Origin of the sequence: Methanobacterium congolense, from assembly GCF_900095295.1 — an archaeon.
Classification (GTDB): domain Archaea; phylum Methanobacteriota; class Methanobacteria; order Methanobacteriales; family Methanobacteriaceae; genus Methanobacterium_C; species Methanobacterium_C congolense.
On sequence record NZ_LT607756.1, the window covers coordinates 1962890 to 1978404 of the forward strand.

A 15515-nucleotide genomic window follows, 5' to 3' on the forward strand; every position below is an offset into this window, starting at 1 on the left:
TATTGGAGGATAAGCAGATGAGCTCAGGGGCAGAAAAAATAGTATCAAACATCATATCAGATGCTCAAAGTAAAGCGGATATCATCATCCAGAAGGCCCAGGAGGAAACCAAAACAATCCTAGAAGAAGGGGATAAAAAAGCCCAATTTGAAGGCGAAAAAATCCTTGAAAGTGCTGAAAAACAGGCACAGATGAAGTATCAACAGTTGATCTCTGAAGCTAAGATGAACTCCCGTAGGAAGGAACTCGAAGCAAGGGAAGAACTTATTGAGGAATCATTTGCTAAAGCCGGAGCAGAACTTGAAAGGATCGCTTCAACTTCTTCAGAAGAGTATGTGGAATCACTTAAAAACGTTGTAAGTGAAGCTGCAACTGAGATTGGTGGTGGAGAACTGGTCGTACTTCTTAAGGAAGAGGATATCTCCAAGATAAAAGATGAAATAAAAGATATTGAGAAAGATATTACAGATAAAACAGGCCAGAAAACAACCTTTGAAATTGGAGAAACCATAAAAACCATTGGTGGAGTAGTTGTGAAAACCAAAAGTGGAGAGATTGAGGTGAACAACACAATCGAAGCAAGGATGCTCAGATTCAAAAAAGCTCTAAGATCCGAGGTTGCAAAGGTGCTGTTCAAGTAAGGAGGAAAACCTAAATGGCAGAAGATATTGCAGCATTAATAGGCTCAATGGGATTTTCCTCTCCCGAAGCAGTTATAGGACTTTTATTTCTGGTCTTGGCAGTTATTGGAGCAGTGATTGTTGTTGTAAGCATCAGACCCGTTCTGGAGTTTTACCCATACACGTCACCCAATGCACGTGTAATGGCAAGAAGAGGAAGGCTGTTTGATGAAAAACAGCTTTCAGAAATAGTTGAAGCAGACACAGTGGACGAAGTTAAGAACTACCTCAGGGGAGTTCCAGAGTACGCAGAATACGTGGAGAAATACCCCCTTGAGAAGGCACTCGACAGCCAGCTTGCAGAAACTCATGATCTTCTTGCAAGGATAGCACCAGATGATGTAAAGGAAACCTTCGAGATCCTTTTATCAAGATGGGATATAAGCAACTTAAAGAGCATACTAATTGCAAAAGAAGCTGGTTTAACAAGGGAAGAAACAGAAAATCTTTTAATACCATTTGGAGAGTTAAAAGATACATCTGACAAACTTTTAGATGCAAAGAACATTGAGGAAGTTGTCAACGCCCTTGAAGGTACAGAGTACGCACAGGTCCTTGAGGATGCTATGCCAGAGTACCAGAAAATGGGCATGCTCTTACCTTTAGAAGCGGCACTTGACAAGAACTACCTTGACAAACTGGTTAGATCCGTTGCAAACCCTGCAGATGACAACAGCAAGTTACTGCAGAGTTACATAGGAACCCTTGTGGACACAACCAACCTGAAGATCATACTCAGGGCAAAGGTTGACGGACTCAAATACGATGAAGTCCAGTCTTACATGATATCCAATGGATACCAGATACGTGAGTGGAAGTTAAAAGAACTCATGGAATCTGAGGATGTTGAAGGGGTGTTAAGCAGTCTTGAAGGAACGAAGTATGCACCAATACTTTCAGAGTCCATGCCTGATTACACAGGCACAGGTTCAATAGCTCCATTCGAGGCAGCTCTGGATGAAACTGTAAGAAAAACTGCAAACACCATATCCAAGAAAAAACCAATAGGCATAGGTCCAATAATAGGATTCCTCAGCAGGAAAGAAACTGAGGTAAGGAACCTGAAGATCATAGCCCGTGGTAAGGTAGAGGATGGAGTTTCAACTTCCATGATCAAGGAGATGTTAGTATGAGTTCGCAGGTAGCAGTTATGGCTGACGCGGATACTGTCACAGGATTCCGCCTTGGAGGAATTAAGGCAGGATATCCAGTTTCAAACATGGAAGAAGCAGATAAAACCCTTAAAGAACTTGTTAAACAGGATTTTTCTATTATAATAATAACAGAAAAGATCGGAGACGGAATAAGGGAAACAATCGATAAATTCACAAAAACAAGTGCATTACCTATGATAATTGAAGTACCCGATAAGTCAGGCTCAATTAGGAAGGAATCAGACCCTATGAGAGAGCTTATAAAGAGAGTAATTGGGGTTGAGATGGTAAAATGATTACAGGAAATATAATAAAAATAGCAGGTCCCGTTATTGTTGCAGACGGCATGAAGGGAACCCAGATGTACGAAATGGTCAAAGTCGGTAACGACAAGCTCATTGGAGAGATAATCGAACTCGAAGGTGACACAGCAACCATACAGGTTTACGAGGAAACAGCAGGTATGAAACCTGGCGAACCAATCGAAAGTACAGGAGGACCATTATCCGTGGAGTTAGGTCCAGGCATACTAGGATCAATATTCGATGGAATTCAGAGGCCTCTTGAAAAGATCAAAGTTCTAACAGGAGATTACATCCAGAGGGGTGTTGATGTTCCATCCTTACCAAAGGATAAAAAATGGACCTTCAAACCAATAGTAAAACCTGGAACAGAAGTTAAAGGTGGAGACGTTCTTGGAGAAGTCCAGGAAACATCTGCAATCGTTCAGAAAATAATGGTACCACCAAAAGTGGAAGGAACATTAAAAACAATAGTTTCTGAAGGAGATTACACTGTAGAGGAAGACATTGCAGAAGTGGAAACATCTAAAGGTGTTGTAAAAGTTCAGATGTTACAGAAATGGCCTGTCAGGGTTGGAAGACCATACAAACAGAAATTAGACCCTGATGTACCACTCGTAACAGGACAAAGGGCACAGGATACTTTCTTCCCAGTTGCTAAAGGTGGAACATCTGCTATGCCAGGTCCATTCGGATCCGGTAAAACAGTTACACAGCAGCAGCTTGCAAAATGGGCTGACGCAGACATAATCGTCTACGTTGGATGTGGAGAACGTGGTAACGAGATGACAGAGGTTCTTAAAGAGTTCCCAGAACTTGAAGACCCAAAAACTGGAAAACCACTCATGGACAGAACAGTACTCATCGCAAACACTTCGAACATGCCCGTGGCAGCAAGGGAAGCCTGTGTTTACACAGGTATAACCATAGCAGAATACTTCCGTGATATGGGCTACGACGTAGCTTTAATGGCAGATTCAACATCCCGATGGGCTGAAGCTATGAGGGAGATCTCAGGAAGGCTTGAAGAGATGCCTGGTGAAGAAGGATACCCAGCATACCTTGCATCAAGACTTGCACAGTTCTACGAACGTGCTGGTAGAGTTACAACAGTTGGTACCGAATCCAAAGTTTCATCAGTAACAGTTGTTGGAGCAGTATCACCTCCTGGTGGTGACCTTTCAGAACCCGTTACACAGAACACCCTGCGTATATCCAAAGTGTTCTGGGCACTGGATGCATCACTCGCAGACAAACGTCACTTCCCATCAATAGACTGGTTACAGAGCTACTCCTTATACGTTGAAAGCGTACAGGACTGGTGGAAAGAAAACACAGGTGTGGACTGGAGGGACACAAGGGATGAAGCAATGGCCCTTCTCCAGAAGGAATCCGAACTCCAGGAAATTGTTCAGCTCGTTGGTCCAGACGCACTGCCTGACCGTGAAAGAATAACCCTCGAAACAACAAGGATGATAAGGGAAGATTTCCTTCAGCAGAACGCTTTCCACGAGATAGACACCTACTGTGCACCTCAGAAACAGTATGAAATGCTCAAAACAATCATCATGTTCCAGAAAAACGCAACTGCAGCACTTGAAAGGGGAGCCGCAGCATCTGACGTAGTCGCTCTTACTGTAAAGGAAGACATAGGAAAGATGAAGTATTTACCTGAAGCAGAATTTGAGGCAAAGGTCAAAGAGATTCAGGACGAAATAATCAAACAATGCAGTGAGGTATGAAGATGAAGATAGATATCAAAACAAGGGAGTACACAACAGTTTCAGAAGTTTCCGGTCCTTTAATGATTGTTGAAGGCGTTGAAGGCGTTGCCTACAACGAAATCGTTGAGATCGAAACACCTGCCGGGGAAAACAGACGTGGACAGGTTCTTGAGGTTAAAGATGACCTGGCTGTTGTGCAGGTCTTCGAGGGAACAAGCGACCTCAACACAGCAACCACCAAGGTCAGATTCACAGGAGAAACAGCAAAACTCGGTGTTTCACCAGACATGCTAGGAAGAATATTCAACGGTACAGGAAAACCAATAGACGGCGGTCCCGAGATCATTCCTGAAGAGGAACTGGATATCAACGGTAACCCTATGAACCCATCAGCAAGGGAATTCCCAGCAGAGTTCATAGAAACCGGTATATCAACAATAGACGGTATGAACACACTTGTACGTGGTCAGAAACTGCCTATTTTCTCAGGTTCCGGTCTTCCACATAACGAGCTTGCAGCACAGATAGCAAGGCAGGCTAAGGTTATAGGTGAAGGATCAGAGTTTGCAGTTATATTTGCAGCTATGGGTATCACCCACGAAGAAGCAAACTACTTCATGAGGGATTTCGAGAGAACAGGAGCTCTTGAGAGGGTTACAGTTTTCATGAACCTTGCAGACGACCCTGCAATTGAAAGGATCATCACACCTAAGATGGCACTGACCACAGCTGAATACTTCGCATTTGAGAAAAACATGCACGTGCTGGTTATACTCACTGACCTTACCAACTACTGTGAGGCATTAAGGGAGATATCAGCAGCAAGGGACGAAGTTCCAGGAAGACGTGGATACCCTGGTTACATGTACACCGACCTTGCAACCATGTACGAACGTGCAGGAAGAATATTAGGTAAAGAGGGTTCAATCACCCAGATGCCTATACTCGTTATGCCACAGGACGACATAACCCACCCAATTCCTGACTTAACCGGTTACATCACAGAGGGACAGATAGTTCTAAGCCGTGACCTTCACAGGAAAGGTATATACCCACCAGTAGATGTTTTACCATCCCTTTCCAGGCTCATGAGTGGTGGAATAGGTGAAGGACAGACACGTGAAGACCACAGTGGTGTTTCAGACCAGCTTTACTCAGCATATGCTGAAGGTCGTGAACTACGTGATTTAATGGCTGTTGTCGGTGAAGAAGCGCTTACAGAGCGTGACAGGAAGTTCCTGAAGTTTGCAGATGAATTTGAGAAACAATTCATAACCCAGACCAGGGACGAAGACAGGTCCATTGAAGAAACACTGACACTTGGTTGGGAGCTTCTGGCACTTCTGCCAAAAGCAGAGCTCAAACGTGTACGTGAAGAACACATTCCAAAATACCACCCAGAATACAAATAAACCCCTTAATTTATTTTTTGGGGTTATATAGAGGGATAGAATGGCACAAGAAATGATAGAAGGAATCAATCCAACAAGGATGGAACTTCTAAAACTAAAGGATAGGGAAAAACTGGCAGTAAAAGGTCATAGTCTCCTCAAAGAGAAGAGGAACGCCCTTATCATGGAGTTCTTCAACATACTTGAACGTGTTCAGGGTTCAAGGGACATGGTTGAGGAACAGTTGAAGGAAGCCTACGCTGATCTGGCCAAGGCCCAGATCACAATGGGAGATCTCGCTGTCCGTAAAGCTTCAATGGCTGTTAAAGAGTCTGTTGAAGTTGACATTGACTCTCGAAGTATAATGGGTGTTGTTGTACCTGTAATTGAATCAACAAGCACAGAAACACGTACCATGGCTAACAGGGGATATGGCTTCGTGGACACCTCTGTAAAACTGGATGAAGCAGCCAAAAAATTCGAAGAATCCATCAAACTCATAATAGAACTTGGAGAAATAGAAAAAACTATTATACTTCTTGCAGAGGAGATCGAATCAACGAAAAGACGTGTTAATGCCCTTGAACACATAATCATTCCGAGGGTTGAGAACACAGTCAAGTACATTGAGATGAGACTCGAGGAGATGGAGAGGGAAAGCTTCGTAAGGCTGAAGATGATCAAAAAAACCATGGAGATGGAGTAATGGTCAGAATAGTAACCAGACTTGGTACCATAAAAAAGGAACTCAAGGATATGGAAGGGGCAGATGTTGACTTTAAAGTTGGAAGCGTTGTTGGAAAGTTAAGGGCAATCATCGCCGATGAAGATGTTGACTTCAAGGCCAGCGATGTGAAACCAATTAAAATCAAGAACATCGAGATACCTGCAAACCATATCTGCATCCTTTACGCCTACGCCGAGAACAGGTACGGACACACAATAGCTGTAGGTGAAGAAACACCTTTACCTATAAGTATGGACAGAACAGCAGACCACGCAACATTTGTTGCAGCTCTTGACGGTGAAATCAAAAAGGATGATCTGATTGGAGTGCTGACATTACTTCCAGCAGAACTCCTGAGGTAAGGTTCAATCCTTATCCATTTTTTTATTTTTAATTAAATGCTTATTTTCAGATACTTTTTTTACTCTAGAATCTATTAAAACTATTTAGGTTTAGAATTATTTAGGGCTTTTTTAGGAAAAATAGAGAATATTTAATGGAGTATATAAGGATTTCTTTAAAATTTAGTTTTCACTGGATTTTCATTTCAAAAAGAGCCCCAAAAATAGGTACTCAGTACATATCAAACACAGTATCAGTGCCCAGTTAGTTCAATGAGATCCAGAAAAAATGGGAGATACTTCAAACCGTTCAATAGAGAAGATTCATTATATGAATCAAAAATAAAGATAAGGGCCTAATAAAGGGTTTATATTCTGTTTTGTGTGTAAATCTCCATCAACTTTCAACTGTTGAAAAGTCTGTTTCTGATGAATTCATTCACAGGCTGTTTTTTAGTTTCAACTTCAAGTATCAGGTCTTCGATAATTCTTTGCAACTCCTGATATTCCTGTATTTTTTCGTTCTTTTCCATTCCAAGACGTTTTAATTCCTGCATCATCTTCTTTCTAGGTGAAGACCTTAAAACACTTGAAATACCTGATTTTTGGGATTTGCCAGTGTATTTATCAATTATGATACGTTTATTATGGGCGTGATCTGATTTAACCTGCTTTATATCCCATTCAACACTTTTTTTAAGTTTATGCAGAGTTTCTTCAATTTCTTTTAATGCAGACATTAATCGTCTTGAATCTGCAATTGAGGAGACTTCCAGGTCAATATCAGTTATTTCAGATAGAATATTGTAGTATTCCTTAACATCCATATTATTATTGCCCCAAAAAGTTTTGTAATCCCTAAGATCGTTGTAAATAAGTGCATATGAAGTTAATATGTATAACAATAGATAAACATGTGTATCAATGGGCATGTATATGTACAGTCACCTTCAACAGCCCATCTTCCACTTCACAGAGTGTTTTAACCTCAGAATTCTCCTTAGACATCTGTGTTAATCTGTAGAATATGTTGTTAAGGGGAATGGTGTTGAACTGTCCCATCTTATTTTCTGGTTTCGAGGATATGAGGAGTATGGTGACTGTGCTGTCTTCTATTGAAACGTTGTAGTTCACGGCATTTATGTAGATTGCATCCGAAATTCTCAGAAGCAATTTTATATATTTTATTGGAAGCCCACTTTTACTTATAATTTCCTTTATCCTATCATTCTCTCGGCACTGCTCAACACTAATTTCCACATGATCACCCCTAGGTAGATTTCATTGAAAACTAATATATCCCCCAACACAGATAAGTTTAACAAATGACGGATCCAAACCGAGCAGACAGACTGGTGAAAAAACATATATTAAGCCTTAACAGGCACATACCAAAACAAAGAAAAACCCTCGAAGAACTCCTTGAAGAGGACAGACCCCATGTTGTGGCTCCAAATGGTACAAGACACAGGTTCAAAGCAGAGGAACTTAAAAGGATTGCAGATATAGTTCCTGAATCAGAACACCACCTCCTTAAACTCCCAATATACCTGGAAATAGAGTCTGTTACTTCAGGGGCCAGAGTAGCTGGAAATATTGAAACAAAGGTGGTCTGCAGTATATTAAACATGAAAGGATGTTCAAGGGAGATCTTCATTTACAGACCCGATATAAGAGTTTTGAGAGCTAAGTTTCCAACGACGACCCAGTACATATTTTTAGTGAGGTGAAAAAGTGAGCACAGACCCATTCGAAGATCTGATTAAAGACCCTGACAAACGCGCCAAGGCCTACGTCTACTTCACAATAGCAATTATCATATCAACTTTCATGATAGCAATCGGGACTATAATCTTTATTCTGCATGTTATTGGGATAATTTAACTAATTACAAGTCGCTTACAGATATTAATTAAAAAAATATCTAAAAAAAGTTTATTTATAAAATTTAAACACTTATTTTTCATTATTTATCTTTTGAAGATAATTTAAATCTTTAATTAAGTATAAATGCCTTTTAAAAAGTTCTTTCTTAAATTCATGAAAAAGTTTATATAATATTTGAAACGATCATTATTAGGTTCAAAAACTGGGAATCTAAAAAGTATAACACAGTTATACCAATTTAAATTGTTTTAAGGATGCTGCAGTTCCATGTAGGTTATGAGAGGTGTTTGTGGTGTACGTGGTGATTATGGGTGGAGGTAGAGTAGGTTTAAAACTTGCTTCATCATTATCTAAAGCAGGACAGGATGTCACACTTATAGAGAATGATCCTAGGGTATGTGAAGAGGCCGCCACCAATATCGATGCCCTTGTTATCTGTGGTAACGGCACAGATGTTAAGACACTTGAAGAAGCTAACGTAAAGGATACTGACATCTTCGTTGCTGCTACAGGTAACGATGAAGCCAACCTTCTGGCATGCATACTTGTGAAGGACCACAACCCCCAGAAGATCATCGCCAGGGTCAGCGACCCAACACACGAAAACATCTTCAGGAAGGTTGGAGTTGATTCTGTTGTCAGCCCAGAGCTTACAGCTGCAAGCTACCTTGAAAAACTCATAATACGGCCAAAAATTGCGGATCTGGTTATACTGGGTAAGGGTAATGCAGAACTCTTGGACATTCCCGTTGAAAATCCAAAGGTCGTTGGTAAAACCGTGGGAGAACTGAGTCCAACGAAGGACTACATCATATGTGCCCTTTACAGACATGGTGATGAGGATATAACCATCCCCCAGCAGGATATGGTCCTTGAGGAAGGTTTTAAAATCTCAATTTTAATAAAAACAGAAGCCATTAAAAGGGTTGTTAAAATGTTCATTCAATGATCAAACCATAATTACTGTCTAAAAAGTAGGGGGTTTGAAATTTGTACTCCATAAACAAATTAAAAAAGGACGAAACCTACTCCATAATCCACTACACCGGGTTCATATGCATATTGCTTGGGCTTTTAATGTTAGTTCCTGTTTCAGTTGCCTTGATATATGGTGAGTATCATTACATCATGCCTTTCGTTTATTCTGCAGTTATAAGTATTGTTTTTGGATTTATACTCTACAAGTTCTTTAAAAACACACAGGAAATTTCACTCAAAAGTGCAATGATATTTGCAACCATCATATGGCTTGTTGCAAGTGCGATTGCAGCGTTACCCTTCTACTTTTCAGGGGATCTGTCCTACCTCAACAGTTACTTCGAAGCGATTTCAGGACTCACAACAACTGGATTCAGCATGTACAACAACCTGGACGCGGTTAGTTATACAATGAATTTCTGGCGTGGATTCATGCAGTGGTTTGGTGGAATCGGTATAATCGTAATGGCTCTGACAATACTATCATCACCTTCCATCAACGTAATGAGGATGTACAGTGCAGAGGGCAGAGAAGAAAGACTGGTGCCAAGTATAAGACACACAACACGAATCATAGTTTACATATACATGGGATACACTGTATTTTCAATCATCCTATTCTTGCTTGCAGGAATGTCCCTTTTCGATGCAATTTTCTATGCATTCAGCGCCCTTTCAACTGGAGGGTTTGCAACGCACAATGCGAGCTTGGGATTCTACCACAGCATCTGGATAGAGATCGCTGCCATGATCGTAATGGTGATCGGTGCAACCAACTTCGCAATCCACTATGCAGTTTTAAAGGGAAAATGGAGGGAATACTTCAAGGACATTGAAACGAAGGTTGCATATTCATTAATGATTATTGGAACTATCCTTGTAGCAGTGTTCCTCTACAATGGTACATACTACGGCCATGATTTCCTGTTATCACTTAGGTACTCCCTTTTCCAGGTTGTGTCTGCCTTGACAACAACTGGTCTTCAAACAGCTTCTGGATCCGAGATAAGCTACCAGTGGGAAGGAATGGGAATATTCGTGCTCACCATAGTCATGATGGTGGGTGCGGGCGCCTGTTCAACAGGTGGAGGTATAAAATGGTTGAGAATAGGTATTCTCATTAAGGGGATGTGGTGGCAGATTAAATCACTTTTACTCCCAAAAAATGCAGTAATATCTCATAAGATTCATCATGTGGATGAACTGAAGTTGGACAATGAAGTTTTGAGGTTAACAGGTTTATTCGTATTCAGTTACCTGCTGATCTACATGGTAAGCGTCATAATAATCCTATTTTACTACCAAAACGTTCCCCAGGTGATGTTCGAGGTTGCATCTGCCATGAGCAACGTTGGACTGGGTTCTGGGCTCATGACAGCGAGTTCACCTGCAGTGACGAAGGTGGTGTTCATGGCAGATTTCTGGATAGGAAGGCTGGAGATATGGCCAATACTTCTCTTAACAGTGATTTTAATCCAGAATGCTGTGCGAAAATAGTCATGAATCCTTGAAAGAAAAGATTAAGGTAGATAAACCAGATCCTTTAAAATCTTTTTTTTAAGAGAGTATATCTTTTTCTTAAAATTGTATCCTAAAAATTAGTTTATTTTTTAATTTTTTCTCAACACGTTGAATTAAATGGGATTAATGAAGAGTAAACCCTCTTCACTGTTTCATCTGCAGAGATCGTTGCATTTTCAAGGATCTTGTCCCATGAAACAACCGTTGAAACGGGCTCACCCCTCTCAACAACAGTTTTCACTGGAGGTTTGTCGTAAACCCCCTGAAAATCCATTCTTTCTGTGAGGGAACGTTCCTTTGCAAAGATGATTTTTTTCACTGCGAAGTTTTTGGGTTTTGGCACGTTGAAGTTACCCCCCATACACATCTTCATGTGGGCTTCCGCCATGTTCAACCCAAGGCATGCCTCAGCACATTCGAAGGTTCCCTGAAAGCGGGGGTTAACCTCTATGACATAGGTTTCATCGTGGCTTCTTATCATATCCACACCGTTGGAACCTGTGAGTTTCAGGGTTTCAACAACTTCCTCTGCAATCAGTCCAACCTCATGGGGTAATGGGTATGGTGCTAGGTTTCCGCAGTAACCATAGGGTTCAAGCTGCCCCAGTTCCACATCACCTATGATCTGCCTGCTTGTCAGGATCGTTTGGGCCCCCTCTTCACCTGCCATCACAGATGCACTCACAGAAACACCCTCAATGATTTCCTGAAGGAGAGCCTCCCCCATATCACAGGTTTCATCTGCATCATCAAGGTTCATGATACCAACACCCCCTGATCCAGATAGGGGTTTCAGGAGGAATCTTTTTTCAGGATTATGCAGCCCAACTTCAATGGCCTCATGAACATTAGACACCAAATAGGTTTCAGGAACTTTGAAATCTCCATTGAGTCTCTTGTAAAGTTTATATTTATCTTCAACAGGTGCAGTGTGTTTATTCCCAAGGATCTTGTCCCCTGGAAAGTCTTCAGGTGATGCACCGGATGTGCAGATTATGAAGTCAACCTCATCCACGAATTCATCTGCAGCATCCTTGAGTAGTGAGGGTTGGAAGTCCTCTGCAAAGTTTCCAGATGAAAGGTAGGGATCTGGTGATAGAACGGATCTTCTGTAATCTGAAGCTTCTATAAGATCCGCGGTGTAGAAGTAGTCAACAGCGTAAACCGTGTATCCGAGTTTTTTAAAAGAAGAAGCTACGGGTCTTGTATTTGAACCTACAACAAGCACTTTTTCCATAAAATTACCTGCTTATCATTTAAAGTAGTCCCGAGCGGAGTCGAACCGCTGTCTCCGGTTCCAAAGACCAGAAGGATTACCACTACCCTACGGGACTGAAAATATAGAAAAGACCGCATCAATACGGTAATTTCCTCTTAGATGAACATCCTATTTAAATTTATCGAAGCCAATTTAATGGATCAGAACTCGCATTTCATATCACAGTGGGTTTTGAACCTGCAGCTCCGGCACTTATTCGCATTTTTAGTTGGTATGAACTCTTCTTCACCGTTAAGAAGTCTGTGAACCCTTTCCACAAGTTCTATGGTTGCCCTCTCAACCCTGGTGTCGAAGGGTGCTACCCAGAATATGTTGTCGGTACCCCTCTGCCTCAGGGACGCAACTATCCTTCGGTCATCATTGATTATATCCTTGAATGCAAGGCAGTAACCGTAAACCTGGTTTATGGTTGAAGAATAAGCCCTTTGACCTGGTTTGTCATCTATTATAACGAACTCCTCTGGGGTCATCCAGATCTCGTCTATGTATCCCCTGATACCGTAACTTTCTGATTCAACCCACATCTCCCTTGAGAGCATCTCTGCTGTTTTTGATGATTCCATCATCTCTTCAAAGGTTGTTTCTTCAGCTTCCTCTAAAAATTTGGCTTCAAGTGCTGAGTGTTCCTGGGTTCCCTTGAGCATGGCCTTGGTTGGACCCACCTTGATCTCATCGTGGTACTCAAGTTTTATACAGTACTCACAGAAGCCCTGAGTGTTGAGCCAGCTTATTGGGAAATACTTTTTATCTGAAGTTATTTTGAGTTTTGACTGGTCAAAAATAGGTTTTCCATACTTCATAGTATCCCACTGTTGTTAAATTTTTATTTCAATAGGGTAAAATTAATGAGTTAAATAGTGATGGGTTAATAATTTAAAGATTTAAGGATCTGTAACATGAAAGTTAAAATAAACAAGGATTAAAAATAGGTTCATTTGCCCTCTTCATCCTGTTCCTTCTTAACGCTACTTCCAAGGCGGCTTTTCAAGGATGACCATATATCCTTATCTTTCTGGTTGATCTCCTCTTCCATGACCTTGTTCTTCTCAAGCTCGAAGTCGTACTTCTTCTTCAGATCCTGATATTCCCTGTTTTTGGCCCCAATATCTTTAAGAAGTTTCTGGTTTGTCTCTTCAAGGTCTTTTGCCCTTTGAGATTCAATTTTCAGCTTTTTGTTGGTCTTTGCATTTTTGGTTACAAGGTCCTGGTAGGATTTTGAAAGTTCGCTCTTCTTCCATTCCATCTCTGCAATGGTGTTTTCATACTCCTCCACATTGCCCTGGTACGCCATGATATCCTCAAAGTACTGGTTTAAATCAGACACTTCCCTTCCAGTTATCTCATTTAACTGTTTCTGGGAAAGTATAAAAACATCTTCACTACACTCCAGGTCATCAGACTTTTTCAGAGGGATGAGGTACTGGTTGTACTCATAGATCTTAGTTTTTCCCCCAACCGTCTTCTTGGTCTTCTTTTTATAGCATTTAACAGCTGATTTTATTACCCTTACCATCAAGATTACTCCAATTGCAACTTAAAGTTATAAAAAGCAATTTAAATTCTATTAGAATGTATCTAGATCAAAGCTTTTATAATTAACTTCTTTATATCTTTCATAGATTTTCTAATGTAGAATGAATCTTATATTGAAGTGGAATACTTTTATGTTTTTTGATTTCTTTCCACTAAATCACAGATCCCACCTATACCCCTGGATGATTATGTAGGGAATAGTTTGCTTAAGCACGGTAACAGTGCCACATCTTAAAACATAGCATCAGCAGCCAATTATACATAATTAATTCATTTTTCATCATACATCCGCCACACAACCATCCATGCTGTACCTGATGATATTTTTTTTGAAAAAATTCTGAAACCCATCTGGAAAATTAGGGAAAAATCCAGTTTTTGGAAATAAAAATGGAGGTAATTGCATTACTTTATATACTCGGGAAATCAATGATTAATAAGTCTGGGGCATTAGTCTCATGGCTAAAAATTGGAAGTGATATTAAATGTTCGGAAGTAACTACGGTAATGATGGAGGAAATTCCGCTCCTATTAATGAAGGGGAAGAATACGATGTTAAAATTGAAGATTTAGGTAGAGACGGAGACGGAATTACCCGTATAGAAGGTTTTGTGATTTTTGTTTCAGGCGCTAAAGTTGGCGATGAAGTTAAAATTAGGATCACTTCTACAAGAAGGAATTTCGGCTTTGCTGAAGTAGTAGAATAATCACACTTGAATTATTCACTGATTTTTCTTGAAAATTCTTAAATTAATTCTTATTAATTTCATTAATTTTCACGAATTTTTTTTTCTCTCACTAAATTTTTTTTAAAATAAATTATAACTACATATCAATCTGTTTTTTATTTAATTTTATTTCGTTAAATTATACTATAACGAAGTAATGCATCTCAACAACATTTCTACGAATTAATCTCAAAGATTAGGACTTGAAAAGTTGATAAAAATTGCCATGAATCTATCAACACCTATAGATCTACTGGTTCATTTATAGAACTTTGAATGGAGTTTTGAAAAACTAGATCTAAATGATTCCCTATTTTTTTCTTAAAATCATGAAAAACGAAAATTTAAGAACTTAAAAGATAGGATCACCCTGTTTTCTTGATGGACAGGGTACCGATGATCTGCTTGAGGGTTGCTCCATTGTTGGGTTCAAAGTTTATATCCAGGGTAGTGGTGTTGGTTAGTGATATGGACACCAGAGTCCCTTCAGAGGTACCGTTCTCACTCGTTGTGAGATTACCTATCACCGCATCCCTTCCAGCTACCGTGGTTTTTGTGAAACCCTTTGAATAAATAAAATCAGTTATAGTTCCATTTCCACTGACTATCTCACCTATTTGTTCTGATCCATTGTAGATGTACACTTCAGCATGGTCACTTGTGGAAGCATCTTCCACTGTTAGGTTTGAAGGGTAATCAAAAGAAATCCATTGATTTTCAAATGATCCCAGATTGGTCTGATTTGTGGAAGAACCATTGTAGGTGGGGTAGTTAAGAGGTGCTCCAGGAACCTCAAGGAAGATCATCACCCCCAAGAGTAGAACTACAACCAAAACCCTAAGATAACTGAGTTTCCCATCAAAGAGTTTCCATGTCCTGGTGAAAGCATAAGCTGCCCATAAAAGTACAGCTAAAATTAAAACAACACATATATAATCAATCAACTCATTTCCAATGTAAACTGAGGATATTTGAGTGTAGGTCAATACAATGGTAATTGCCACCAGTACTGCCACGACCAACAGGTAAAGTGTTCTGTTCTCATAATCTTTCATCTCAAAAAGACCAGTTAAAATAAGGAACATGCCAACAGCAGACGATAGAATAGATGTTAAACTTGAAAATTCAGCAAAATAAGTAATTAAACTGCAAATTATGAATAAAACTCCGATAATTAGGGCTTTATTGATCCTCATTCTATCAACCAGATCCCACGTGATCTGTTTGAATTTATCTTCTTCAAATCATATATTTTTTTGTATTCCGTGAT

The 15515-nt window shown here is 40.1% G+C and carries 18 protein-coding genes and 1 tRNA gene; 12 read left to right on the forward strand and 7 right to left on the reverse strand.

Translation table 11 applies throughout. The features are described 5' to 3' along the window. The first annotated feature begins 17 nt into the window (after positions 1-17). Genes MCBB_RS09355 through MCBB_RS09385 form a run of 7 tightly spaced genes read left to right on the forward strand, consistent with a single transcriptional unit; the run spans position 18 to position 6340 of the window. Entirely contained in the window at positions 18-641 is a 624-nt protein-coding gene (locus MCBB_RS09355; protein ID WP_071907510.1) for a V-type proton ATPase subunit E, read from the forward strand. Positions 642-655: 14 nt separating this feature from the next. After that, complete coding sequence (locus tag MCBB_RS09360; protein WP_071907511.1) at positions 656-1813, forward strand: V-type ATP synthase subunit C; 1158 nt, start codon at positions 656-658, stop codon at positions 1811-1813. Further along, complete coding sequence (locus tag MCBB_RS09365) at positions 1810-2130, forward strand: V-type ATP synthase subunit F (protein WP_071907512.1); 321 nt, start codon at positions 1810-1812, stop codon at positions 2128-2130. Before MCBB_RS09360 ends, MCBB_RS09365 begins: the two co-directional genes overlap by 4 nt. Beyond that, complete coding sequence (locus tag MCBB_RS09370; protein ID WP_071907513.1) at positions 2127-3878, forward strand: ATP synthase subunit A; 1752 nt, start codon at positions 2127-2129, stop codon at positions 3876-3878. Before MCBB_RS09365 ends, MCBB_RS09370 begins: the two co-directional genes overlap by 4 nt. Positions 3879-3880: 2 nt before the next feature. Then, positions 3881-5272 (forward strand): ATP synthase subunit B, encoded by a 1392-nt coding sequence (locus MCBB_RS09375; RefSeq protein WP_071907514.1) that lies wholly within the window; start codon positions 3881-3883, stop codon positions 5270-5272. Positions 5273-5312: 40 nt separating this feature from the next. Next, positions 5313-5957 (forward strand): V-type ATP synthase subunit D, encoded by a 645-nt coding sequence (locus tag MCBB_RS09380; protein ID WP_071907515.1) that lies wholly within the window; start codon positions 5313-5315, stop codon positions 5955-5957. Next, on the forward strand, positions 5957-6340 hold the full coding sequence (locus tag MCBB_RS09385; protein ID WP_071907516.1) for a DUF22 domain-containing protein: 384 nt from the start codon (positions 5957-5959) through the stop codon (positions 6338-6340). Before MCBB_RS09380 ends, MCBB_RS09385 begins: the two co-directional genes overlap by 1 nt. Before the next feature lie 383 nt (positions 6341-6723). Here the strand turns inward: MCBB_RS09385 and MCBB_RS09390 are convergent, their stop codons facing one another. Further along, positions 6724-7251, reverse strand: coding sequence for a hypothetical protein (locus tag MCBB_RS09390; protein WP_171899124.1), 528 nt, complete (start codon positions 7249-7251; stop codon positions 6724-6726). Next, positions 7241-7579 carry a hypothetical protein gene (locus tag MCBB_RS09395; protein ID WP_071907518.1) on the reverse strand — a complete coding sequence of 113 codons (339 nt, stop codon included), beginning with the start codon at positions 7577-7579 and terminating at the stop codon, positions 7241-7243. The genes MCBB_RS09390 and MCBB_RS09395 overlap by 11 nt, the downstream gene beginning before the upstream one ends. Positions 7580-7644: 65 nt before the next feature. Between MCBB_RS09395 and MCBB_RS09400 the strand changes: the two genes are divergently transcribed. From MCBB_RS09400 to MCBB_RS09410, 4 genes are all read left to right on the forward strand, one after another. After that, on the forward strand, positions 7645-8049 hold the full coding sequence (locus tag MCBB_RS09400; RefSeq protein ID WP_071907519.1) for a DUF61 family protein: 405 nt from the start codon (positions 7645-7647) through the stop codon (positions 8047-8049). 4 nt (positions 8050-8053) lie between these two features. After that, entirely contained in the window at positions 8054-8203 is a 150-nt protein-coding gene (locus MCBB_RS12155) for a hypothetical protein (protein WP_171899125.1), read from the forward strand. Positions 8204-8498: 295 nt separating this feature from the next. Further along, a complete protein-coding gene (locus MCBB_RS09405) occupies positions 8499-9155 on the forward strand; it encodes a potassium channel family protein (RefSeq protein ID WP_071908067.1) in 657 nt (218 codons plus the stop codon). Positions 9156-9196: 41 nt separating this feature from the next. Further along, a complete protein-coding gene (locus MCBB_RS09410) occupies positions 9197-10681 on the forward strand; it encodes a TrkH family potassium uptake protein (protein WP_071907520.1) in 1485 nt (494 codons plus the stop codon). 124 nt (positions 10682-10805) lie between these two features. On the opposite strand, the gene MCBB_RS09415 is transcribed toward MCBB_RS09410, so the two are convergent. The 4 genes from MCBB_RS09415 to MCBB_RS09430 all read right to left on the reverse strand — a co-directional run bounded on the left by MCBB_RS09415 (position 10806) and on the right by MCBB_RS09430 (position 13497). Continuing rightward, on the reverse strand, positions 10806-11942 hold the full coding sequence (locus tag MCBB_RS09415; RefSeq protein ID WP_071907521.1) for an ATP-grasp domain-containing protein: 1137 nt from the start codon (positions 11940-11942) through the stop codon (positions 10806-10808). Between the two features lie 25 nt (positions 11943-11967). Then, positions 11968-12039 (reverse strand) — tRNA-Gln (locus MCBB_RS09420). Between the two features lie 85 nt (positions 12040-12124). Further along, on the reverse strand, positions 12125-12784 hold the full coding sequence (locus tag MCBB_RS09425; protein ID WP_071907522.1) for a CRISPR-associated protein Cas4: 660 nt from the start codon (positions 12782-12784) through the stop codon (positions 12125-12127). 131 nt (positions 12785-12915) lie between these two features. After that, complete coding sequence (locus MCBB_RS09430; RefSeq protein ID WP_071907523.1) at positions 12916-13497, reverse strand: hypothetical protein; 582 nt, start codon at positions 13495-13497, stop codon at positions 12916-12918. Between the two features lie 505 nt (positions 13498-14002). Here MCBB_RS09430 and MCBB_RS09435 point away from each other — a divergent pair. Next, positions 14003-14224 (forward strand): TRAM domain-containing protein, encoded by a 222-nt coding sequence (locus MCBB_RS09435; RefSeq protein ID WP_071907524.1) that lies wholly within the window; start codon positions 14003-14005, stop codon positions 14222-14224. A gap of 386 nt (positions 14225-14610) precedes the next feature. On the opposite strand, the gene MCBB_RS09440 is transcribed toward MCBB_RS09435, so the two are convergent. Next, positions 14611-15330, reverse strand: a complete 720-nt coding sequence (locus tag MCBB_RS09440) for a hypothetical protein (RefSeq protein WP_071907525.1) — start codon at positions 15328-15330, stop codon at positions 14611-14613. Positions 15331-15515 lie beyond the last annotated feature (185 nt).

What these genes read in the sequence shown, in the direction of transcription:
- MCBB_RS09425 (WP_071907522.1), bottom strand. Translation starts at nt 12,784, where the DNA reads ATGAAGTATGGAAAACCTATTTTTGACCAGTCAAAACTCAAAATAACT.
- MCBB_RS09365 (WP_071907512.1), top strand. Translation starts at nt 1,810, where the DNA reads ATGAGTTCGCAGGTAGCAGTTATGGCTGACGCGGATACTGTCACAGGA.
- MCBB_RS09355 (WP_071907510.1), top strand. Translation starts at nt 18, where the DNA reads ATGAGCTCAGGGGCAGAAAAAATAGTATCAAACATCATATCAGATGCT.
- MCBB_RS09390 (WP_171899124.1), bottom strand. Translation starts at nt 7,251, where the DNA reads ATGCCCATTGATACACATGTTTATCTATTGTTATACATATTAACTTCA.
- MCBB_RS09435 (WP_071907524.1), top strand. Translation starts at nt 14,003, where the DNA reads ATGTTCGGAAGTAACTACGGTAATGATGGAGGAAATTCCGCTCCTATT.
- MCBB_RS09440 (WP_071907525.1), bottom strand. Translation starts at nt 15,330, where the DNA reads ATGTTCCTTATTTTAACTGGTCTTTTTGAGATGAAAGATTATGAGAAC.
- MCBB_RS09385 (WP_071907516.1), top strand. Translation starts at nt 5,957, where the DNA reads ATGGTCAGAATAGTAACCAGACTTGGTACCATAAAAAAGGAACTCAAG.
- MCBB_RS09375 (WP_071907514.1), top strand. Translation starts at nt 3,881, where the DNA reads ATGAAGATAGATATCAAAACAAGGGAGTACACAACAGTTTCAGAAGTT.
- MCBB_RS09370 (WP_071907513.1), top strand. Translation starts at nt 2,127, where the DNA reads ATGATTACAGGAAATATAATAAAAATAGCAGGTCCCGTTATTGTTGCA.
- MCBB_RS09360 (WP_071907511.1), top strand. Translation starts at nt 656, where the DNA reads ATGGCAGAAGATATTGCAGCATTAATAGGCTCAATGGGATTTTCCTCT.
- MCBB_RS09415 (WP_071907521.1), bottom strand. Translation starts at nt 11,942, where the DNA reads ATGGAAAAAGTGCTTGTTGTAGGTTCAAATACAAGACCCGTAGCTTCT.
- MCBB_RS09400 (WP_071907519.1), top strand. Translation starts at nt 7,645, where the DNA reads ATGACGGATCCAAACCGAGCAGACAGACTGGTGAAAAAACATATATTA.
- MCBB_RS09430 (WP_071907523.1), bottom strand. Translation starts at nt 13,497, where the DNA reads ATGGTAAGGGTAATAAAATCAGCTGTTAAATGCTATAAAAAGAAGACC.
- MCBB_RS09380 (WP_071907515.1), top strand. Translation starts at nt 5,313, where the DNA reads ATGGCACAAGAAATGATAGAAGGAATCAATCCAACAAGGATGGAACTT.